General features: G+C 68.7%; 20 protein-coding genes. 13 read left to right on the forward strand and 7 right to left on the reverse strand.

The annotated features are described in order from the left end of the window. Nucleotides 1–29: 29 nt before the first annotated feature. The 6 genes from G6N31_RS02950 to G6N31_RS02975 all read left to right on the forward strand — a co-directional run bounded on the left by G6N31_RS02950 (nt 30) and on the right by G6N31_RS02975 (nt 10,550). A complete protein-coding gene (locus G6N31_RS02950; RefSeq protein WP_098004568.1) occupies nt 30–2,048 on the forward strand; it encodes a bifunctional copper resistance protein CopD/cytochrome c oxidase assembly protein in 2,019 nt (672 codons plus the stop codon). A 162-nt stretch (nt 2,049–2,210) separates the two neighbouring features. Next, on the forward strand, nt 2,211–2,714 hold the full coding sequence (locus tag G6N31_RS02955) for a single-stranded DNA-binding protein (RefSeq protein WP_098004569.1): 504 nt from the start codon (nt 2,211–2,213) through the stop codon (nt 2,712–2,714). Between the two features lie 121 nt (nt 2,715–2,835). Beyond that, nucleotides 2,836–4,509, forward strand: a complete 1,674-nt coding sequence (gene ettA / locus G6N31_RS02960; protein WP_098004570.1) for an energy-dependent translational throttle protein EttA — start codon at nt 2,836–2,838, stop codon at nt 4,507–4,509. Between the two features lie 91 nt (nt 4,510–4,600). Further along, on the forward strand, nt 4,601–9,466 hold the full coding sequence (locus tag G6N31_RS02965) for an NAD-glutamate dehydrogenase (protein WP_098004571.1): 4,866 nt from the start codon (nt 4,601–4,603) through the stop codon (nt 9,464–9,466). Then, nucleotides 9,463–9,882, forward strand: a complete 420-nt coding sequence (locus G6N31_RS02970) for an acyl-CoA thioesterase (RefSeq protein WP_098004572.1) — start codon at nt 9,463–9,465, stop codon at nt 9,880–9,882. Before G6N31_RS02965 ends, G6N31_RS02970 begins: the two co-directional genes overlap by 4 nt. Then, nucleotides 9,879–10,550 (forward strand): DUF8185 domain-containing protein, encoded by a 672-nt coding sequence (locus G6N31_RS02975; protein WP_098004573.1) that lies wholly within the window; start codon nt 9,879–9,881, stop codon nt 10,548–10,550. The genes G6N31_RS02970 and G6N31_RS02975 overlap by 4 nt, the downstream gene beginning before the upstream one ends. A gap of 9 nt (nt 10,551–10,559) precedes the next feature. On the opposite strand, the gene G6N31_RS02980 is transcribed toward G6N31_RS02975, so the two are convergent. After that, nucleotides 10,560–10,970, reverse strand: a complete 411-nt coding sequence (locus G6N31_RS02980) for a globin (protein ID WP_420090956.1) — start codon at nt 10,968–10,970, stop codon at nt 10,560–10,562. A gap of 162 nt (nt 10,971–11,132) precedes the next feature. Here G6N31_RS02980 and G6N31_RS02985 point away from each other — a divergent pair, with 162 nt between their 5' ends. From G6N31_RS02985 to G6N31_RS02995, 3 genes are read left to right on the forward strand one after another with little or no spacing between them, the layout of a single operon-like run. Further along, nucleotides 11,133–11,801 carry an HNH endonuclease gene (locus G6N31_RS02985; protein ID WP_098004574.1) on the forward strand — a complete coding sequence of 223 codons (669 nt, stop codon included), beginning with the start codon at nt 11,133–11,135 and terminating at the stop codon, nt 11,799–11,801. A 25-nt stretch (nt 11,802–11,826) separates the two neighbouring features. Continuing rightward, the gene (gene ctaJ / locus G6N31_RS02990) at nt 11,827–12,057 is read left to right on the forward strand and encodes an aa3-type cytochrome oxidase subunit CtaJ (RefSeq protein ID WP_197747154.1); all 231 of its coding nucleotides are present in this window, start codon (nt 11,827–11,829) and stop codon (nt 12,055–12,057) included. Further along, a complete protein-coding gene (locus G6N31_RS02995) occupies nt 12,044–12,523 on the forward strand; it encodes a DUF5130 domain-containing protein (RefSeq protein ID WP_098004575.1) in 480 nt (159 codons plus the stop codon). Before ctaJ ends, G6N31_RS02995 begins: the two co-directional genes overlap by 14 nt. 74 nt (nt 12,524–12,597) lie before the next feature. On the opposite strand, the gene G6N31_RS03000 is transcribed toward G6N31_RS02995, so the two are convergent. Then, entirely contained in the window at nt 12,598–12,990 is a 393-nt protein-coding gene (locus tag G6N31_RS03000; RefSeq protein ID WP_098004576.1) for a nuclear transport factor 2 family protein, read from the reverse strand. A gap of 28 nt (nt 12,991–13,018) precedes the next feature. Beyond that, nucleotides 13,019–13,249, reverse strand: a complete 231-nt coding sequence (locus G6N31_RS03005) for a hypothetical protein (protein WP_163722013.1) — start codon at nt 13,247–13,249, stop codon at nt 13,019–13,021. Between the two features lie 201 nt (nt 13,250–13,450). Between G6N31_RS03005 and G6N31_RS03010 the strand changes: the two genes are divergently transcribed. Next, the gene (locus G6N31_RS03010) at nt 13,451–14,545 is read left to right on the forward strand and encodes a helix-turn-helix transcriptional regulator (RefSeq protein ID WP_098004578.1); all 1,095 of its coding nucleotides are present in this window, start codon (nt 13,451–13,453) and stop codon (nt 14,543–14,545) included. Nucleotides 14,546–14,561: 16 nt separating this feature from the next. Here G6N31_RS03010 and G6N31_RS03015 read toward each other — a convergent pair whose 3' ends face one another. Continuing rightward, nucleotides 14,562–14,927 (reverse strand): HNH endonuclease, encoded by a 366-nt coding sequence (locus tag G6N31_RS03015; protein WP_098004579.1) that lies wholly within the window; start codon nt 14,925–14,927, stop codon nt 14,562–14,564. Between the two features lie 15 nt (nt 14,928–14,942). Further along, a complete protein-coding gene (gene pepN / locus G6N31_RS03020) occupies nt 14,943–17,528 on the reverse strand; it encodes an aminopeptidase N (protein ID WP_098004580.1) in 2,586 nt (861 codons plus the stop codon). 95 nt (nt 17,529–17,623) lie between these two features. On the opposite strand from pepN, the gene G6N31_RS03025 reads away from it, so the two are divergent. From G6N31_RS03025 to G6N31_RS03035, 3 genes are all read left to right on the forward strand, one after another. Next, nucleotides 17,624–18,244, forward strand: a complete 621-nt coding sequence (locus G6N31_RS03025; protein ID WP_098004581.1) for a mycothiol-dependent nitroreductase Rv2466c family protein — start codon at nt 17,624–17,626, stop codon at nt 18,242–18,244. Between the two features lie 75 nt (nt 18,245–18,319). After that, nucleotides 18,320–18,793, forward strand: a complete 474-nt coding sequence (locus G6N31_RS03030; RefSeq protein ID WP_098004610.1) for a ribose-5-phosphate isomerase — start codon at nt 18,320–18,322, stop codon at nt 18,791–18,793. A 3-nt stretch (nt 18,794–18,796) separates the two neighbouring features. Then, nucleotides 18,797–19,603, forward strand: a complete 807-nt coding sequence (locus G6N31_RS03035) for an Fpg/Nei family DNA glycosylase (protein WP_098004582.1) — start codon at nt 18,797–18,799, stop codon at nt 19,601–19,603. Between the two features lie 11 nt (nt 19,604–19,614). Here the strand turns inward: G6N31_RS03035 and G6N31_RS03040 are convergent, their stop codons facing one another. Both G6N31_RS03040 and G6N31_RS03045 read right to left on the reverse strand, forming a co-directional pair. Next, nucleotides 19,615–20,361: a hypothetical protein gene (locus G6N31_RS03040; RefSeq protein ID WP_098004611.1), complete on the reverse strand. Its 747-nt coding sequence runs from the start codon at nt 20,359–20,361 to the stop codon at nt 19,615–19,617. Between the two features lie 106 nt (nt 20,362–20,467). Then, nucleotides 20,468–21,274: an MBL fold metallo-hydrolase gene (locus G6N31_RS03045; protein ID WP_098004583.1), complete on the reverse strand. Its 807-nt coding sequence runs from the start codon at nt 21,272–21,274 to the stop codon at nt 20,468–20,470. Nucleotides 21,275–21,324: the final 50 nt, after the last annotated feature.

The raw sequence follows: 21,324 nt of genomic DNA on the forward strand, positions 1-21,324 counted from the left end.
CACCGCCACCGAAGTCATACGCTGGCACCATGAGTTCCCCCGGGCAGACCGCCCCGACCGGCGTGCTGCGGGCTCCGGTGTGGACGCTGCTCTATGGGGTGGCGGTACTGGCCGGGGTCACCGCGGCGGCGTTGTCGGCGCTGTCGCTGGCTGACGCGCTGACCGCGACCGGGCTGCCCGATCCCGGGCCGGTGACCACCTATGGGCTGCCGTTCGTCCGCGCGGCCGCGGAGATCGCCGGCGTCACCGCCGTCGGTTCGTTCCTGTTCGCGGCGTTCCTGGTGCCTCCGCAGGCCAACGGGGTGCTCGACGCCGGCGGATACCGGGCGCTGCGGATCGGCACCGTCGCCGCGGGCATCTGGGCGGTCGGCGCGGTGCTGATGGTGGCGCTGACGGTCTCCGACGTCAGTGGTCAGCCGTTGACGGCGCGGACCAGTCCCGCCGACATCTGGTCGGTCGCGAGCCTGATCGACGTCGCCGGGGCGTGGCGCTGGACCGCGCTGCTCGCCGCGGTGGTCTGCGTGGCCGCGGTGCCGGTGTTGCGCTGGTCTCCGACCCCGGTGCTGTTCGCCGGGTCGTTGGCGACGCTGTTGCCGTTGGTGTTGACCGGGCACTCGTCGTCGGGTGGATCGCACGATGTCGCGACCAACAGCCTGCTGATCCATCTGGTCGCCGGCTCGTTGTGGGCCGGCGGGCTGCTCGCGCTGCTCGCCCACGCGTGGCGGGGCGGTGCGTACGCCGACGTGGCGGCCCGCAGGTTCTCGGCGGTGGCGCTGTGGTGCTTTGTGGCGATGGCCTTCAGCGGCGTGCTCAACGCCATGGTGCGGATGGCTCCGGGTGACCTCGTCAGCAGCCGGTACGGCCTGCTGGTGCTGGCCAAGGTGGCGGCGCTGGGCGCCCTCGGATACCTGGGCTGGCGGCAGCGGCGCACCGGGGTGGCCGCGGTGCAGCGGGACCCGGCCGCGCGGGGGCCGTTGATCCGGTTGGCCCTCGTGGAGGCCGTGATCTTCGCGCTGACCTTCGGGGTCGCGGTGGCGCTGGGACGCACGCCGCCGCCCGCGCCGGTCGATGTCAATCTGTCGATCCCCGCAGTCGAGATCGGCTACGACCTCGCCGGCCCGCCGACCCTGGCCCGCGTCGTGCTGGACTGGCGGTTCGATGTGCTGCTGGGCACCGCCGCCATCGTGGCGGCCCTGGTCTATCTGGCCGGGGTGCGCCGGCTGCGCCGTCGGGGCGACGCCTGGCCGGCCGGCCGCGTGGTGGCCTGGGTGCTCGGCTGCCTGGTGCTGCTGATCGCCACGTCGTCGGGCATCGGGCGCTACATGCCGGCGATGTTCAGCATGCACATGGCGGCGCACATGCTGCTGTCGATGCTCGCGCCGATCCTGCTGGTGTTGGGGGCCCCGGTGACACTGGCCTTGCGGGCGCTGCCGGCCGCGGGCCGAAACGACCCGCCGGGTCCGAGGGAGTGGCTGCTGGCGGCGCTGCACTCCCGGTTCTCGAAAGTGCTCACCAACCCGTTCGTCGCCACCGCGCTGTTCATCGTCGGCTTCTACGGGCTGTACTTCGGCGGCATTTTCGACGCGACCGGCGGCAGCCACGCCGCCCACGTCGCGATGAACGTGCACTTCCTGCTCAGCGGATACCTGTTCTACTGGGTCGTGATCGGCGTCGACCCCACGCCGCGCCCCCTGCCGCCAATCGTCAAACTGGCGGTGGTGTTCCTGTCGCTGCCGTTCCACGCGTTCTTCGGCGTGGTACTGATGGGCACCCAGACGGTGCTGGGCGAGCAGTTCTACCGGTCACTGCAGTTGCCGTGGCACACCGACCTTCTCGGTGACCAACGGCTGGGCGGGGCGATCGCCTGGGCCGCCGGGGAAGTGCCGCTGGTCATCGTGTTGCTCGCGTTGTTCGTGCAATGGCGGCGCAGCGACGACCGCACCGCCAAACGTCTCGACCGCGCCGCCGAGCGCGACGAGGACGCCGACCTGGCGGCCTACAACGCCATGCTGGCCGAGATGGCCCGGCGCGACCGCGCCGGACGCTGACGGCGCGGCTGTCCACAAAGCCGGTTTCATCCACAACTGCGCACCGCGGGCGTGCGGGCGGGCCGCGGGTGTCGGTACCGCGCGGATCAATGGCAGGTGTCATCGACGGGCCGGACGCTGTTGGCCGACCCGCTGCCGAAGAAACCGGGAAGGACCCCACTCATGTTCGAGACACCCATCACCGTCGTCGGAACTGTCGTCACCGCGCCGGAGCGCCGCTGGGTCGGCGATCATCAGCTCATCAGGTTCCGGGTCGCCAGCAACTCTCGCCGCCGCACCGCCGACGGCGACTGGGAGCCGGGCAACTCGCTCTATGCCACCGTGAACTGCTGGGGCCGCCTGGTGACGGGTGTCGGTGCCGGGCTCGGGAAGGGAGACGCCGTGATCGTTGTCGGACACCTTTACACCAACGAATACGAGGACCGCGACGGCAACCGGCGGTCCTCGTCGGAGATCAGGGCCACCTCGGTGGGGCCGGACCTCGCGCGCTGTATCGCCAGCATCGACAAGCGCAGGCACCCCGAGCCCGCGGCGCAGAACACCGCGGACGGCGACGACACCGGCGCATCATCCGACGGCGCCGCCGCCGAGCCGGACACCGACCGCGGCGCTGACCTCGACGACGAGTCGGGCGAGGTCAGCGCCGGGCTGGCGCGCAGCGCGTAGCCGTCCGCACCGCGACGGCGGCGCGATGCCGGCCACGCCTAGGATGGGGCCCGACGATCGCACAGTCCGAGATGATCCCGCAGAACGAGGCACGGGATCGAGAAAGGCGACATCGGAGGCAATGGCCGAATTCATCTACACGATGCGGAAGGTCCGCAAGGCGCACGGCGACAAGGTGATTCTTGACGACGTCACGCTGAACTTCCTTCCGGGCGCGAAGATCGGCGTCGTCGGGCCCAACGGGGCCGGCAAGTCGAGCGTCTTGCGGATCATGGCCGGACTGGACCAGCCCAACAACGGGGACGCGTTCCTGCAGCCCGGGGCCACCGTCGGAATCCTGCAGCAGGAACCCCCGCTGGACGAGACCAAGACCGTCCGCGAGAACGTCGAGGAAGGCGTGGCCGTCAAGGCCAAGCTCAACCGGTACAACGAGGTCGCCGAGCTGATGGCGACCGACTACTCCGACGAGCTGATGGAGGAGATGGGCAAACTCCAGGAGGAGCTCGACGCGGCCGACGCGTGGGACATCGACTCCCAGCTCGAACAGGCGATGGACGCGCTGCGGTGCCCCCCGCCCGATGAACCGGTCACCCATCTGTCCGGCGGCGAGCGGCGCCGCGTGGCGCTGTGCAAGCTGCTGCTGTCCAAACCGGACCTGCTGCTGCTCGACGAGCCCACCAACCACCTCGACGCCGAGAGCGTGCTGTGGCTCGAGCAGCATCTCGCCGAGTACAAGGGCGCGATTCTGGCCGTCACCCACGACCGCTACTTCCTCGACAACGTCGCCGAGTGGATCCTCGAGCTCGACCGCGGGCGCGCGTATCCGTACGAGGGCAACTACTCGACGTACCTGGAGAAGAAGGCCGAGCGCATCGCGGTGCAGGGCCGCAAGGACGCGAAGCTGCAGAAGCGGCTCAAAGACGAACTGGATTGGGTGCGCTCCGGCGCCAAGGCGCGCCAGGCCAAGAACCGGGCGCGGCTGCAGCGCTACGAGGAGATGGCCGCCGAAGCCGAGAAGACGCGCAAGCTCGACTTCGAGGAGATCCAGATCCCGACCGGCCCGCGGCTGGGCAGCGTCGTCGTCGAAGTCGAACACCTCGACAAGGGTTTCGACGGCCGTCAGCTGATCAAGGACCTGTCGTTCACGTTGCCGCGCAACGGCATCGTCGGAGTGATCGGTCCCAACGGCGTCGGCAAGACCACGCTGTTCAAGACCATCGTCGGGCTCGAGCAGCCGGACAGCGGCACCGTCAAGGTCGGCGAGACGGTCAAGCTCAGCTACGTCGACCAGAGCCGCGCAGGCATCGACCCGAAGAAGACGGTCTGGGAGGTGGTCTCCGACGGGCTCGACTACATCGAGGTCGGTCAGAACGAGATCCCGTCACGGGCGTACGTGTCGGCGTTCGGCTTCAAGGGTCCCGATCAGCAGAAGCCGGCCGGCGTGCTGTCCGGCGGTGAGCGCAACCGGCTGAACCTCGCCCTGACCCTCAAGGAGGGCGGCAACCTCATCCTGCTCGACGAGCCGACCAACGACCTCGACGTCGAGACCCTGAGCTCGTTGGAGAACGCGCTGGAGAACTTCCCCGGTTGTGCGGTGGTGATCAGCCACGACCGCTGGTTCCTCGACCGCACCTGCACCCACATCCTGGCCTGGGAGGGCGACGCGGACAACGAAGCAAAATGGTTCTGGTTCGAGGGAAACTTCGCCGCGTACGAGGAGAACAAGGTCGAGCGACTCGGCGCGGAAGCAGCCCGTCCGCACCGGGTCACCCACCGCAAGCTCACCCGGGGATAGTCTCGTCGTGCGCACCAGCTAACCGTCGGCCCCTACGGCGCGGTTGGCAGCCAACGACGTCCGGTGTGCACGTGGGAGTCAGGAGCGGCCTATGTCGTTGAATTCCGGAACCGCCGGCGGCGCGTCGGAGCACGAAGCCGTCCCGGAGTTCGTCGATCGGCTGTTGCCGGCGTACCTCGACACCTACCGCGGCCCCTACGGCGGCGCCCCGGGCGCCGAGGCCGCCGTCACCGGGCCGCTGCGGAAGGCGAAGACCCCCGAGGTCGCGGGTCCCGCGCTGGTCGCCGCGCAGCTCGGGCTCGGCCACCAGCGGTCCCCGGGCGAGACCCGGGTCGCGGTGTACGCACCCGACGAGCCCGCAGGTTTCGGCCCGGCGCTGCAGATCGTCACCGACAACGCCACCATGCTGATGGACTCGGTGACGGTGCTGCTGCACCGCATCGGCGTGGCCTACAAGGCCATCATGAACCCGGTGTTCCGGGTCCGGCGGAACCCGGACGGGGAGCTGCTCGACATCGCGCCCGCAGCGCACGCGTCCTCGGCCGACGGGGTCGAGGAGACCTGGGTGCACGTCCAGCTGTCGCGTTCGGTGGATCGGCATGCACTGGCCGAGGCGCAACGGCTGCTGCCGCGGGTGCTCGCCGACGCACGTCAGGTGGCCGTGGATTCGGCCAGCATGTCGGCGACCATGCGCAGCCTGTCCGTCGAACTCGACGCCGACACCGGTTCGCGATTCCCCAGTCCCGACCGCAAGGACGTGGCGGCGCTGCTGCGCTGGCTTCTCGACGGGCACTTCGTCTTGCTCGGTTACCAGCGCTGCGTCGTGAACGACGGCGACGCGTCGGTCGACGTGGCCAGCCGCCTCGGTGTGCTGCGTACACGCGACGACGTGCTGCCACAGCTGACCCGCGAAGACGAACTGCTGGCCCTGGCCCAGGCCACCATCCCCAGCTTCCTGCGCTACGGCGCCTACCCGCAGATCGTCGTGGTGCGCGAACAGCACGGCGAGCACGGCGGGGGAGAGGCGGTGGAGCACCGCTTCGTCGGCTTGTTCACCATCGCGGCGATGAACGCCAACGTGCTGGAGATCCCGCTGGTGTCGCGGCGGGTCAACGACGCGCTGGCGCTGGCCCACCGCGACCCGGGCCACCCCGGGCAGCTGTTGCTCGACGTCATCCAGACCATCCCGCGCGCCGAGTTCTTCGCGCTGAGTGCGCGGGCTCTGCTCGACATGGCGATGGCCGTCATCGATCTGGGCTCGCGGCGCCGCACCCTGCTGTTCATGCGGACCGACCCGCTCGGCTACTTCGTCTCGTGCCTGGTCTACCTTCCCCGGGACCGGTACACCACCGTGGTGCGGCTGGAGATGCAGGACATCCTGGTGCGCGAACTGGGCGGGGAGAGCATCGACTACGCCGCCCGGGTCAGCGAATCACCTTGGGCAGTCGTCCATTTCACTGTCAGGCTGCCGGAGGGGTCGCGTCCGGGCGACGTCGATGTGTCCGACGCCAACCAGGTGCGGATCCAGGACCTGCTCACCGAGGCGGCCCGGACCTGGGGGGATCGGCTGCTGGGTGCGGTGAGGGCCGGAGCCGTCGAGCAGGGTGTCGCCGAGCACTACGCCACCGCGTTCCCCGAGGTCTACAAGCAGGCGTTCGATCCGCAGCAGGCGCTCGACGACATCGCCATCATCGAGGCGCTCGAAGACGACTCGGTCAAACTGGTGCTCACCGACAGCGAGGACGACGGTGTCAGCCACCTGGTGTGGTACCTCGGCGGCCGGTCGGCCTCGCTGAGTCAGCTACTGCCGATGCTGCAGTCGATGGGTGTCGTGGTCCTCGAGGAGCGGCCGTTCACCGTCACCCGGCCCGATGGGCTCGCGGTGTGGATCTACCAGTTCCGGATCTCACCGCACCGCGGCATCCCCGAGATCGCCAGGGGCGCGCAACGGCAGGAGATCGCGGAGCGGTTCGCCGACGCCGTGACCGCGATCTGGCACGGGCACGCCGAGATCGACCGGTTCAACGAGTTGGTGCTGCGCGCGGGTCTGAACTGGCGCCAGGTCGCGGTGCTGCGCGCCTACGCCAAGTACCTCAAACAGGCCGGTTTCTCCTACAGCCAGACCCACATCGCCACCGTCGTCAACGAGCATGCCGCGACCGCGCGGTCGTTGGTCGAACTGTTCGAGGCGCTGTTCGCGCCGGCGGACCCGGAAGCCAGCGAGACCAACCGGCGCGACGCTCAGGCGGCGGCCGCGGCGGTGTCGGCCGACATCGACGCGCTGGTCAGCCTCGACGCCGACCGGGTACTGCGGGCCTTCGCCTCGATGATGCAGGCCACGTTGCGCACCAACTACTTCGTCACCGGCGCAGGTTCTGCACGCGCCCAGAACGTGTTGTCCTTCAAGCTCAATCCGGAGCTCATCGACGAATTGCCGCTGCCCCGACCGAAATTCGAGATCTTCGTCTACTCGCCACGGGTGGAGGGTGTGCACCTGAGATTCGGCTTCGTCGCCCGCGGCGGGTTGCGCTGGTCGGATCGCAAGGAGGACTTCCGCACCGAGATCCTGGGACTGGTCAAGGCGCAGGCGGTGAAGAATGCGGTGATCGTGCCGGTGGGGGCCAAAGGCGGTTTCGTCGTGAAGAACCCCCCGGAGCCGACCGGTGATGCCGCCGCAGACCGGGAGGCCACACGCGACGAGGGGGTCGCCTGCTACCGCTTGTTCATCGCCGGGCTGCTCGATATCACCGACAACGTCGACAAGACGTCGGGCCGGATCGTCGCGCCGCCGCAGGTGGTGCGACGCGACAAGGACGACGCCTACCTGGTGGTCGCGGCCGACAAGGGCACGGCGGCGTTCTCCGACATCGCCAACGAAGTCGCCCAGTCCTACGACTTCTGGCTCGGCGACGCCTTCGCCTCCGGGGGCTCGGTCGGTTACGACCACAAGGCCATGGGCATCACGGCCAAGGGTGCGTGGGAGTCGGTCAAGCGGCACTTCCGGGAGATGGGTGTCGACACGCAGTCCGAGGACTTCACCGTGGTCGGCGTCGGCGACATGAGCGGCGACGTCTTCGGCAACGGGATGTTGTTGTCGCGTCACATCCGGCTGCTGGCCGCGTTCGACCACCGCCACATCTTCATCGACCCCGACCCCGACGCCGCCACCTCCTGGCAGGAGCGTAAGCGGCTGTTCGACCTGCCCCGATCGAGCTGGGAGGACTACGACCCGTCGCTGATCAGCGCCGGCGGCGGTGTCTACCGTCGCGACCAGAAGTCGATCACCATCAGCGCCGAGGCGCGCGAGGCGCTGGGCATCGACAGCGATGTTTCCGAGCTGCCGCCTCCGGCTCTGATCAGGGCGATCCTCAAGGCGCCGGCCGATCTGCTGTTCAACGGCGGCATCGGTACCTACGTCAAGGCCGAATCCGAGGGCGAGGTCGGTGACCGCGCCAACGATGCCGTCCGGGTCAACGGTAATCAGGTGCGCGCCAAGGTGATCGGCGAGGGCGGGAATCTCGGGGTGACCTCGTTGGGGCGGATCGAGTTCGACCTGTGCGGGGGTCGGATCAACACCGACGCGCTCGACAACTCCGCTGGTGTGGACTGCTCCGATCACGAGGTCAACATCAAGATCCTGATCGACTCGCTGGTCACCGCGGGCAAGGTCGACGCCGGCGAACGGACCGAGCTGCTGCTGTCGATGACCGACGAGGTCGGTCGATTGGTCTTGTCGGACAACGAGAGTCAGAACGACCTGATGGGCACCAGCCGAGCCAACGCCGCGAGCGTGCTCTCGGTGCATGCCCGGATAATCCGGGACCTGGTCGCCGAGCGGGAGCTCAACCGCGAGCTCGAAGCGCTGCCCTCGGACAAGGAGATCGCGCGCCGTGCCGAGGCCGGTCTGGGATTGACCTCACCGGAACTGGCGACGCTGATGGCGCACATCAAGCTCGCCCTGAAAGACGATCTGCTGGCCAGCGACCTGCCCGATCAGGATGTGTTCGCCGCGCGGCTGCCGCTGTACTTTCCGCAGCGACTGCGCGAACAGTTCAGCGACGAGATCCGGGCCCATCAGCTGCGCCGCGAGATGGTGGCCACGATGCTGGTCAACGACGTCGTCGACACGGCCGGCATCACCTATGTCTACCGCGTCACCGAGGACGTCGGGGTCACGCCCGTCGACGCGGTGCGCAGCTTCGTCGCCGCCGACGCGATCTTCGGGTTCGGCCGGGTCTGGCGTCAGATCCGCGCGACGGCTGCCGAGGGTGTCTCCGTCGCGGTGACCGACCGAATGACGCTGGATTTGCGCCGACTCGTCGACCGGTCCACTCGCTGGCTGCTGAACTACCGGCCCCAGCCGTTGGCGGTCGGTGCGGAGATTCACCGGTTCGCCGACAAGGTCGCCGATCTCACGCCGCAGATGCCGCAGTGGCTGCGCGGCGACGACAAGGCGATCGTGGCCAAGGAGGCCGAGGAGTTCAGCTCACACGGCGTGCCCGACGAGTTGGCCTACACCGTCGCCAGCGGGCTCTACCAGTTCAGCCTGCTCGATGTGATCGACGTCGCCGACATCGTCGACCGCGATCCTGCCGAGGTGGCCGACACCAATTTCGCTCTGATGGACCACCTCGGTACCGACGGGTTGCTCACGGCGGTGTCCCGGCTGTCAAGGGACGACCGGTGGCATTCGTTGGCGCGGTTGGCGATCCGCGACGACATCTACGGCTCGCTGCGGGCGCTGTGTTTCGACGTGCTGGGTGTCGGGGAGCCTGACGAGAGCGGCGAGGAGAAGATCGCCGAGTGGGAGATGACGAACAGCTCTCGGGTGACCCGGGCGCGCCGCACCCTGACCGAGTTGTACGAGAGCGGTGAGCACGACCTGGCGACCCTGTCGGTGGCCGCGCGCCAGATCCGCAGCATGACCAGGCTGAGTGGAACGGGAACAGCTGGGTGACTGATCAGCACGGCTTCACAGCGCCGGTGCATGTCCGTTGGTCCGACATCGACATGTATCAGCACGTCAATCACGCGACGATGGTCACCATCCTCGAGGAAGCCAGAATCCCGTTCCTGCGGGAGCCCTTCGGCGACGACATCATCACGATCGGGCTGCTGATCGCCGAGGTCAACATCGCCTACAAGGCCCAGCTGCGGTTGGTGGATTCTCCGCTGCAGGTCACGATGTGGTCCAAGCGGGTCCGTGCGGTCGATTTCACGATCGGCTACGAAGTGCGCCCGGTCCACGCCGCGCCGGACTCCCGACCTGCCGTCATCGCCGACACCCAGCTGGCCGCTGTGCACATCGAAGAGCAGCGGCTGCAACGGCTTTCCGACCGCCAGCGGGAGTACCTGCGCCGCTGGTCGCGATGATGGCCGAGGAGCGCGGCGTGTGGTTGGGGCCCGACGCAGGGGTGCAGTCCCGGACCGCACAGCGAGACGACCTGGCCACCTTCGTCGACCGGGCGCGCCGGCTCGACGAGTCGGCGGTGATCCGGCTGCGCGGACGCGGCGACACCCTGATCGTCGCGTGGGTCGCCACCGGTTTCGACGTGCTGGCCAGCCGAGTGGTGACCGGCCGGGTCCGTCCGGCGGATCTGTGCGCCGGCGCCGACGCACTGTCGGCGGGGCTGGCCGCGATGACCCCCGACGGTCACGTCGACCCCGGGTTCTCGATGGACTCGGCCTGGCGCGGGGCGCTGCCACCGGACACCGGTTTCGTCCATCTCGACGACGTACCCGCCGCGGCGGTGCGCGACCTGGCCCAGCGCGGGTCGCAGCTGGCGCAGGAGCACGCCAGTGCGCACGGCCCGCCCACGTCGCTGCTCGACCAGGAGGTGCTGCACGTCAGCGCCGGCCCCGGCGCCGAAGCGGCCGGCGTGCCGATGCGTTGCGTGCTGGCGCTGGCGGGCATGGGTTTCGTGCCGTCGTCGGCCGAGGATGTCGTCCGGGTTCGCGCGACGCCGGCGTGGCTGCGCGTCGACGCCCGATTCGGCACCGTCTACCAGCGCCGCGGTGCTCCCGCGGTGGTGCTGCGCTGAGGCGCCTGCTCAGAAGGGCGAATTGACCATCGAGTCGGCCGCCATCTCCAGATAGGCGATCAGTTCCCGCCGGTGCGCGTCGTCGAGGGTGGTGGCGTCGATGTCGGCGACCGCGGTGTGCATGCAGCGCAGCCAGGCATCCCGTTCCAGGAACCCGATCCGGAAGGGTGCGTGCCGCATCCGAAGCCGCGGATGTCCGCGCTGGTCGGAATAGGTGCGCGGGCCGCCCCAGTACTGCTCGAGGAACATTCGCAGCCGCTCCTCGGCGCCGTCGAGGTCGTCGTCGGGGTAGAGGGGACGCAGGATCTCGTCCTCGCGAACCAACTCGTAGAACCGTCCGACGATCTTGCGGAACGTATCGTGCCCACCCACAGCGTCGTAGAACGACCGGGGTGTTTCGACTGCATCCATCACCCCCATTGTGGGACATGGTCGTGGTGCCGTCACGCGCCGTACCGGCGCGACCGCGGCTCGGGGGGCCGGGCCCCGGTCACGGAAAGTTCACCGGACTGACCAGCGAACACGATCAGAAATGTCGTGCGAACCGCTGGCATCCATGGTGAACTGTCGGGCGGAGGACGTATGGCGCAGCGCAGGAACGGTCGCGGCCACCGGCACCACCGGGTCGCGGCAGGCTCATCCGGGTCGACAGCGGGTATCGCGGCGCGCGCTCTGCACAGCGTCAGCCCTGCCACCGACGGCTACGTCGCCACGACGGCTCCGGAGCCCGCCATCTGGGGGCGGCGCCGGGTGTTGCTGCTCAACTCCACCTACGAGCCGCTCACGGCACTGCCGATGCGCCGCGCGGTGATCATGTTGATGTGCGAGAAGGCCGACGTGGTGCACGACGACCCGATGGGCCCGGTGATCCACTCCGCGACCCGCAGCATCGTGGTGCCGTCGGTGATTCGGCTGCGCACGTACGTCCGCGTGCCCTACCGCGCGCGGGTGCCGATGACGCGGGCCGCGCTGATGCACCGCGACCGGTTCCGCTGCGCGTACTGCGGGTCCAAAGCCGACACCGTCGACCACGTCGTCCCGCGCAGCCGCGGCGGGGACCACTCGTGGGAGAACTGTGTGGCGGCCTGCTCGGCGTGCAATCACCGCAAGGCCGACAAGCTGCTGGCCGAGCTGGGCTGGACCCTGCGGGCCGCGCCGCTGCCCCCGAAGGGCCAGCACTGGCGGTTGCTGTCCACGGTCAAGGAACTCGACCCGGCGTGGGCGAGATATCTGGGTGAGGGCGCGGCCTGACGCGGCTGTGGGATACGGTTTGACCGTGAACGATGCATTGATCCACGCCAGCTTTGTGGTGGTCCCACTGGCGTTGGCCGGGGTGCTGTCGCTGTTCATCTGGCGGCAGAAGAACCCGCACCCCGCGACCTATGACATGTCGGAGAAGTGGACGCACGAACCGATCCTGTGGGCGTCCGATGACCCCGCCGATCACGGCCACGGCGGCCATGGTTCGCATCTGACCATCGGAGGTGGCGCAAGTGGCAAGTGGTGAGGTCGCAACGGCAACGTCGGCCGGTCAGCTGCGGCAGCTGCCCTACGGTGCCGCGGTCACCACGAGTGGCCGGATCTCGGCGGTCACCGAACCGGGTGAGCTGTCGGTGCACTACCCGTTCCCGACGATGGACCTGGTGACGCTCGACAACGCGCTGAAGTTCGGGTCCCGCGCAGCCAAGGCGCGCTTCGCGGTGTACATCGGCGATCTGGGCGCCGACACCGCGGCCACCGCCCGCGAGATCCTGGCCCGAGTGCCCACCCCGGACAACGCGGTGCTGCTGGCGGTGTCACCGAACCAGCGCGCCATCGAGGTGGTCTACGGTTCCGAGGTCAAGGGCCGCGGCATCGAGGAGGCCGCTCCGCTCGGGGTGTCCGCCGCCGCCGCCTCCTTCAAGGAGGGCAACCTGATCGACGGCCTGATCAGCGGTGTGCGGGTGCTGTCGGCAGGCGTCTCTCCGCGCTGACTTCCGGCGAAAGTGCAGTCACGGTAGCCGCCGGAGCGGACCGCTACCCTGGCTGCACTTTCGCGTCTGCGCGGTCAGCTCGCCGCCACGGCCTTCCTGCCGAAGTGCCGCTCCATCATCGCGGTGTCGCCGAAGGTCTGGGCCCGGACGGCCTTGCCGTCGCGGAGGGTGAAAACCTCCACGTCCTGGCTCGTCTCGCCGCCGACGGTGGCTTGGCTGATCACCACCACCGTGTCGTCGTCGCCCAGGAAGCGCAGCGGCGTGATCGACGTCATCTTCTCGCCCATTCGGGTCAGTAGGCCGGCAAGCTCTGCTTTCCCGCGGTAAGTGCCACTGACCTCGCTTTCACCCGGCTGGATCCACTCGATGTCGTCGTCGTAGAGACTCAGCACGGTCTCCATGTCGCCGCGGCTGAAGGCTTCATAACCCTGCCTGACGAGTGCGATGTTCTCTTCTTGTGTGGACATTGCGAACTTCCCTTCCTGGCGGTGGTCGTCACAGGTGTTCCATCAGCCGCGACATCCGGGCCATCTCGAGGTAGTAGGCCTCGTGGTGCAGGGGATGCGGGTGCGGCTCGGGTAGGTGCGGATGCGGGAGGTGTCCCAGCGCCCCCAACAGTCGGGTATCCGGCCAATGGTGGTGGGGCACCGCAGCAGGCGCCGAAACCTCCGTCACGGGGGTATGGCCGTGGATGAGGCGCGGAGGTGTGGTGCGCAAGTGAAACATGAGGACCTCCTGGCGTTGGGCCCGAACAGCAAGCCACCGTTCGGACACCTCGAAAGACAAGCACCGGCACCCGCCCGATACGTCATCCGAATACATGAGATTCGGAATAGACTTCTCACGTCGCACAGCGGAATACTTCGGCGCTCACATTGAGGGCGGCCCCATGGGGATACCTGATACGGGATCAAGGACCGGGCAGCGATGGTTTCGCTCGGGGAATTCTCGCGCGTAGTCTCCAGCATCTACGCCGCCGCGATCACACCAGTGCACTGGGAGGTGGCGCTCCGCGATATCCGCCGCGTGCTCGGCAGCGAACAAGCGGGCCTGTTCGTCGACGACCCGTCCTGGTCGGTGGGTAATTCCACGCTCCCGGGTGAGGCCGCAGCCAGCTATGCGCAGTACTACCACCGCTTCGACCATGTCTTCGCGGCCGTCGAGCACGGGTTGGTCGGCGACATCCGCACCGGTACCGAGCTCATGCCGTTGGTGCGCAGGTCGGAACTCCACGACTGGTTGCGTCCGCTCGGCATCGACGACGGCCTGTTCGTCCGACTCACCGATGGAGCCCGGCCGGTGTGCTTGCTGACCGGTGCCGCTCGCGGCGACGAGGCTTTCGGCACCCGGGACCGCATTCGGCTGACAGGCGAGTTGGTGGGCCATCTGCAGCAAGCGCTGCGTGCGCGGGAGCAGCTCGCGGCGCTGGCCGACCGGACCGGCGAACTGGCCGCTGCGCTGGAGGTGATTCGGCATGGGGTAGGCATCGTCGCCGCCGACCACCTGATGATCGACCATAATTCTGCTGCGGAACGAATCCTTCGCCGCGAGGACGGGCTTGCGCTGCGGTCGGGGCGCATCACCGCCACCACCGCCCACGCCGAGGAGAAGCTGCACTGCGCCCTTGCGCAGGCGCTCGGCGCGGGACTCTGTGCCGTCCGCCGTGGAACGACGCTCACCTGCGTGCGCCCCTCCGGCCGGCGGCCCTACATCGTCCACGTGTTGCCCTCGTACCGCAGCAGCGGCGAGCAGCCCAGGCGGCCAATGGCTTTGGTGCTGATCGTTGATCCCGAGGACAAACCCGTACCCCCGGCAGTGCTGTTACGCAAACTCTACGGCCTCACCAGAGCCGAAGCCGAGATTGCCATCCGGGTGACAGACGGCGCACACCTCAAAGACATCTCGCAAGAGCTGTCGATTTCGCTGCCGACGGTCCGCACTCACCTGCAACACGCATTCGACAAGACCGGCACTCACCGCCAGGCCGACCTGGTCCATCTACTCCTGGCGCTGAGCCCGTAGCCGCCGAGCGAGACCGCTACTCCGGCTGCACTTTCGGTGTCTGTGCGGTCACCTCGGCCCGGAGCCGGACGTAGCGCTCCAGGAACAGGCGTTCGTCGAGACGCTTGCGGCGCAGCCAGCCGGTGACCTCGTCGTTGCACTTGCTGGCGTTGCAGGCCACGCAGGCGGGCACGACGTTGTCGATCGTGTACCGGCCGCCGCGGGAGATCGCCATCACGCAGTCGCGCTGCAGGGTGCCCGTGGTGGAGCCGCAGTAGGCGCACCCGCCCCACGCCGTCTTGATCGTCTCCCATTGCGCGTCGGTGAGGTCGTTGACCACGGCAGCCACCCGGCGCTTACGCCGACGCGCAGCCCGCGCCCGCCGACTGTTGCTGACCGCCACGAGACCGCCCCGGCGCTACCCGAGATCGAAGCCGCGGGCCCGCAGCGAACGTTCCACCCCGGCTCGCCCTTCGACCACCAGCCTGCGCAGCGCCGGCGGCACCTCGGGGTCGGACAGGAAACGGTCGGCTGCGGCGAGCCCCTCCTCGCTGATGTCCCACGACGGGTACAGGCCGATCACGACCGTCTGGGCGACCTCGCTGGACCGTCGCTGCCACACGCCGGAGATGGCGCCGAAGTAGCGGTCCCGGAACGGGGCCAGCAGTTCGGCCTGCCCCGGCTGGACGAAGCCGCCGATGATCGCGCGGGCCGTGATGTTGGCGAGCGTGTCATCCTCGACCACCTGCAGCCAGGCCCCGTCCTTGACCGCGGCTTGGGGCCGGGCCGCCGCTGCGGCGGCCGCGTGGCGCCGACCGGCGGCCGTGCGGTCGTTGTCGGCCTCGGCGTCGATGAACGGGGTCTGCGGACCGTCGGCGTCGATCACGCCGGCGCGGGCCAGCGCGGTGACGACGCGCCAGCGCAGATCGGTGTCGATGACCAACCCGGCGAGGTTGACCGCCGCCGGCTCGTTGTCGAGCAGCGTGGACAGCACCGCGACGTGATTGGGGGAGAGCACCGACGAGCACAACGCGTTGACGAACGCGAGCTGATGATCGGAGCCCGCCTCCGATTCGCGGGCCAGATCCAGCAGCGCGTCACCGAACGCCGGCCACCCGTTTTCGGCCGCCCACTCCGGGTCGGCGTAGGAGCCCAGCGCGGTCTGCGCCTGCAACAGCAGCCGCTGCGCGACGCCGACCTCGGATTCGGCGTGCAGCCCACTGATCACCAGCGCGACGAAATTGCGGGCGCGCAATTCGGCATCCCGGGTCATCTCCCACGCCGACGACCACGCCAAGGTGCGGGGCAGCGGCTCGGCGATGTCGGCGATCCGGGTCAGCACCGTCTGCAGCGAGTCGGGGTCCAGCCGCAGGGAACAGTAGGTCAGGTCGTCGTCGTTGACCAGGATCAACTGGCCCCGCGAAACACCCTGCAGCGCAGGCACATCGGTGACGTCACCGTCGACGTCGAGTTCCTCGCGATGTGTCCGGACCAACTTGCCCGACGGGTCCTGGTCGTAGATGCCGACCGCGAGGCGGTGGACGCGGGTCTCGCCGGCGCCGGGCTTGGCGCCGCCCTGCTCGATGGCGAAGCGAGTGAACCTGCCCTGCTCGTCGACGTCGAAGGCGGGCCGCATGGTGTTGAGCCCGGTGGTCTTCAGCCACTGCCGGCCCCACCCGGACAGGTCGCGCCCGGACGCCTTCTCCAGCGCACCGAGCAGGTCGCCGAAGGTCGCGTTGTCGAACGCGTGGTCCCGGAAGTAGTCGCGCAGTCCGGCCAGGAAGGGCTCCAGGCCGACGTAGGCCACCAGTTGCTTGAGCACGCTGGCGCCCTTGGCGTAGGTGATGCCGTCGAAGTTGACCTCCACGGCGTGCAGGTCGGGGATGTCGGCGGCCACCGGGTGGGTCGACGGCAACTGGTCCTGGCGGTAGGCCCAGGATTTCTCGACGTTGGCGAACGTGGTCCACGCCTCGGTGTACTCGGTGGCTTCAGCCTGGCACAGCACCGACGCGAACGTCGCGAAGGACTCGTTGAGCCACAGGTCGTCCCACCACCGCATGGTGACCAGGTCGCCGAACCACATGTGGGCCATCTCGTGCAGCACGGTCTCGGCGCGACGTTCGTAGGACGCGCGGGTGACCTTGCTGCGGAATACGTAGTCCTCCAGGAACGTCACCGCTCCCGCGTTCTCCATCGCGCCGGCATTGAACTCCGGAACGAACAGCTGGTCGTACTTGCCGAACGCGTACGGGACGCCGAAGTTGTTGTGGTAGAAGCCGAATCCCTGTTTGGTCTCGGTGAACAGGCGGTCGGCGTCCATGTGGTCGGCCAGCGATCGGCGGCAGAAGATGCCCAACGGGATGTCGCCGTGGTCGTCGCTGTAGACGTCGTCCCACCGCGCGTACGGTCCGGCGATCAGCGCGACCAGATAGGTGCTCATCCGCGGGGTCACCGCGAAGCTGTGCCGTTTGGCGGGACCGTCGTCGGCGACGTCGGTCGTCGCTCCGTTGGACACCACCTCCCAGTGCGCCGGAGCGACCACGGTCACCTCGAACGTGGCTTTCACGTCAGGCTGATCGAAACACGCGAACATCCGCTTCGCATCGGCGGTTTCGAACTGCGAGTACAGGTACACCTCGTCGTCGACGGGGTCGACGAACCGGTGCAGACCTTCGCCGGTGTTGGAGTACCGGCAGTCCGCGTCGACGACGACGACGTTGCGCTTCGCGAGCCCGGTCAGCGGGATGCCGGTGGATTCGTCGTAGGCCGAGACGTCGATGTCGACGCCGTTGAGGGTGGCGCTGTGGATGGTCTCGGCGGCGAGGTCGAGGTAGGTGTCGGCACCGGCGAGGGCGTCGAACTCCACCGTCGTCGTCGACCGGAACGTCCGCTCGCCGGGCTTGCCGGCGCCGTCGGTGAGATCGAGGGTGATGCGATACCGGTCCACGGTCACCAGGACGGCCCGCTCGGCGGCTTGCTCGCGCGTCAGATTAGGAAGTGCCACGCCGGTAAACACTAGCCTCTGACGGGAAGGCGTGACGGGCGTCGTGGGTTATGCCGCGTAGGACGTCGGAGTGTGTTTTGGCGAAAGGACCCCCAATGGCTGAGAAATCCCGTGCCGACTTCTGGTTCGATCCGCTGTGCCCGTGGTGCTGGATCACCTCGCGGTGGATTCTCGAGGTGGAGAAGGTGCGTGAGATCGACGTCAACTTCCACGTGATGAGCCTGGCGGTGCTCAACGAGGGCCGGGATCTGCCGGAGAACTATCGCGAGGCGATGACCAAGGCGTGGGGCCCTGTGCGTGTCGCGATCGCCGCCGAGCAGGCCCACGGCGCCGACGTGCTCTCGCCGCTCTACACCGCGATGGGCAGCCGGATCCACAATCAGGGCTACGGGGACACCGACCCGGACTTCACCCGCGTCATCGCGGAGTCGCTGGCCGAAGCGGGTCTGCCCGCTGAGCTGGCTGAGGCGGCGACCTCGGAGGAATACGACACTGCGCTGCGCGCAAGCCACCACGAGGGTATGGATGCGGTGGGGGAGGACGTCGGCACACCGACCATCCACGTCAACGGGGTGGCGTTCTTCGGGCCGGTGCTCTCGCGGATCCCCCGCGGCGAGGAGGCCGGCAAGCTCTGGGACGCGTCGGTGACCTTTGCGTCCTATCCGCACTTCTGGGAGCTCAAGCGCACCCGCACCGAGCCGCCGGTCTTCGACTGACGCGGTCGGCGACCCCAACTGTGGGCCGACGACATCGGCGAATGAGCCCCGGAGACGGCAGGTAGGGTGACCGCCATGCGCGTCTACCTGGGAGCCGACCACGCGGGATACGAGCTCAAGCAGGCCATCATCGAGCACCTGTCGGCGACGGGCAACGAACCCGTCGATTGCGGCGCCTTCGCCTATGACGCCGAGGACGATTATCCGGCGTTCTGCATCGCCGCGGCGGAGAAGACGGTGGCCGACCCCGGCAGCCTCGGCATCGTGCTCGGCGGTTCGGGCAACGGCGAGCAGATCGCGGCCAACAAGGTTCCCGGGGCGCGCTGCGCGCTGGCCTGGAGTGCCGAGACCGCGACGCTGGCCCGCGAACACAACAACGCGCAGCTGATCGGCATCGGCGGTCGGATGCACTCCACCGAGGAAGCACTGCGGATCGTCGATGCGTTTCTGGCGGCCCAGTGGTCGGAGGCCGAGCGCCACCAGCGCCGCATCGACATCCTCGCCGACTACGAGAAGACCCACACCGCACCGCCGGTTCCCGGCGCGTAACCGATGCCCGAGGGCCACACCCTGCATCGGTTGGCGCGCCGGCACCACCGCCGATTCGGGCGCGCCCCGGTGATCGTGTCCAGCCCGCAGGGCCGCTTCGTCGACGGTGCAGCGGCGGTGAGCGGTCAGGTGCTCATCAAAGCCAGCGCCTGGGGGAAGCACCTCTTTCATCATTACGCCGGCGGCCGCGTGGTGCACGTGCACCTCGGTCTGTACGGCAGCTTCACCGACTGGACGCCGAACGAGGACGGGATCGACCCGGTTCCGGTCGGCGCGGTCCGGATGCGCATGCGCGGCGCCGAGTGCGGCACCGACCTGCGCGGCCCGACGGTGTGCGAGGTGATCGACGAAGCCGACGTCGACGACGTGGTGGCGAAACTCGGTCCCGACCCGCTGCGGCCCGACGCTGATCCGGGGCTGGCCTGGCGGCGGATCACCAAGTCACGCAGGCCCATCGGCGCCCTGCTGATGGATCAGACCGTGATCGCCGGCGTCGGGAACGTGTACCGCAGCGAGCTGTTGTTCCGGCACCGCATGGACCCGTTCCGGACGGGCGCCACGGTCACCGCCGACGAATTCGCGGAGATGTGGGCCGATCTGGTGGCACTGATGAAGGTCGGGGTCCGGCGCGGCAAGATCGTCGTCGTCGACGACGAACACGACCACGGTGCCCCGTCCTACCGGCCGGGCCGGCCGCGCACCTATGTCTACCGGCGCGCCGGCGATCCGTGCCGGGTATGCAAGACACCGGTGCGCACGGTCGAGATGGAGGCGCGCAACCTGTTCTGGTGCCCGAACTGCCAGACGTGACGAGGGCGGGCTCAGAAACCGCCGAAGTCACCGAAGTCGCCGCCGAAGTCGCCGCCACTGTCCCAGCCGCCGCCCGCGTCGCCGCCGTCGTACCCGCCGTCCTGACCCGCGGCCATGCCGTCTTGGAAGCCCTCGCCGTAGCCGACCCCGGCCATACCGGAGAACAAACTACTGAACAGCAGTGCAGACCCCACGCCCCAGGCGCCGGCCACCAGAGCGGGCTTCCACCACGGCTCCGAGTACCACCCGGCCGGGACGGGGCGGCCGGCGACCCGACCGCCGGGGTAGTAGTTCGGCGTGCGTTGCGAGGGGGTCGGTGACGCCTCGATCTGGCGGCCCTCGAACTCGACGCGCCGGTCCTCGGTGACCGCCCCGGCCGACCGCTGGCCGGACAGGGTTTCCAGTTCCGGTCCGGGATCCATGCCCATGGCCGTGCGCGCTGCCCGGATGTAGTACAGCCCCTCGACGGCGCTTTCCTTGGCCAGCTCGGCCTGCCGCGCCGTGTCGGCCTGCTCGATCTGCGACGACGCGGCCGTGTAACGCTCCGAGGCATCCGCCAGGGCCTGTGTGGACGCCTCGTCGGTGCCCGTCAGCGCGAACACCTGGCCGCCGAGGCGCTCGATGAGCCGACGGGCGTCGGCCTTCGCGTCCGACAGCGCCGCCGCGCTGCGCCGCGTCGAGGCCTTCGACGCGGCGTACACGGCGAACCCGATCGCTCCGACGACCAGGAGCAGGAGCACGAGCAAGGCGACATCCATGCGGTTCAGCGTACCGATGCGCGTGATTCGGTGACCGTGTCTCAATGCGCTGAGCCGGTCGGGCGCGCCCGGCAGCACGGTCGCCAACCCGCGCACCCCGTAGGCGTCAGATGGCGATGGTCTGACCGCGTTCGACCTCGACGATGCGATCGGCGAGGCCGCGGTCGGCCATCGTCGCCACGAAATCCGAGAGCGGTGACGCGAACACGTTGTAGTCGTCGAAGTGGACCGGGATCACCGCGGGCAGATCCAGCAGCGCCGTGAGGTCGGCGCCCTGGCCGCCGTCCATCGTCACGGTCAAGCCGAACGGCAACCGGTTCCCCGCGGGCAGCCGGGTGCCGCCGAGGTGCAGGATTCCGGCGTCGATGGACTGGAATCGCACCGGGATCTGGGCGAGTTCGTCGACGAGCAGCGTGTCCCCGGAGATGTAGAGCCGGCGTCGGGCGTGACCGTCGGTGCTGGCGAAGTCCAGCATCGTGCCCATTACCGGAGGCAGGAAACGATTGACCGGTGTGGGAGCGTGCCGGCCCGGTAGGGCGGTCATGGTCACGGCCATGCCCCCTTTCTCGAGATCGAACTGCTGCCAGGTGTCCAAGCCGTGCGCGCGCCGGAAGCCCCTGTGGTGCAGTCGCTTCGAGGCGTGCGGCGTGGTGATGATCGGCAGGCCGTGGTCGAGACCCTTCTGCGCCACACGATCCCAGTGGTCACCGTGCATGTGAGACAGCACGATCGCGTCCAGGGCGGGTAACTCCTCGACGGTCAACGCAGGTGGCTTGCGCCGCTTCGACAGCAGTCCGTAGCCGAGGTATGCGTGCTGCCCCTGATGCAGGAAGTTCGGGTCGGTGAGCAACGTGACCTCACCGCACCGGATCAGCGTGGTCGCGTTACCGATGAATGTCACATCGATGTGCATGAGGTCACCCTCCCTGCCAGCTGGGGTTGCCGGTCGGGCCGGCCGTGCCG

Source organism: Mycolicibacterium duvalii (assembly GCF_010726645.1).
GTDB classification, from domain to species: Bacteria; Actinomycetota; Actinomycetes; order Mycobacteriales; family Mycobacteriaceae; genus Mycobacterium; species Mycobacterium duvalii.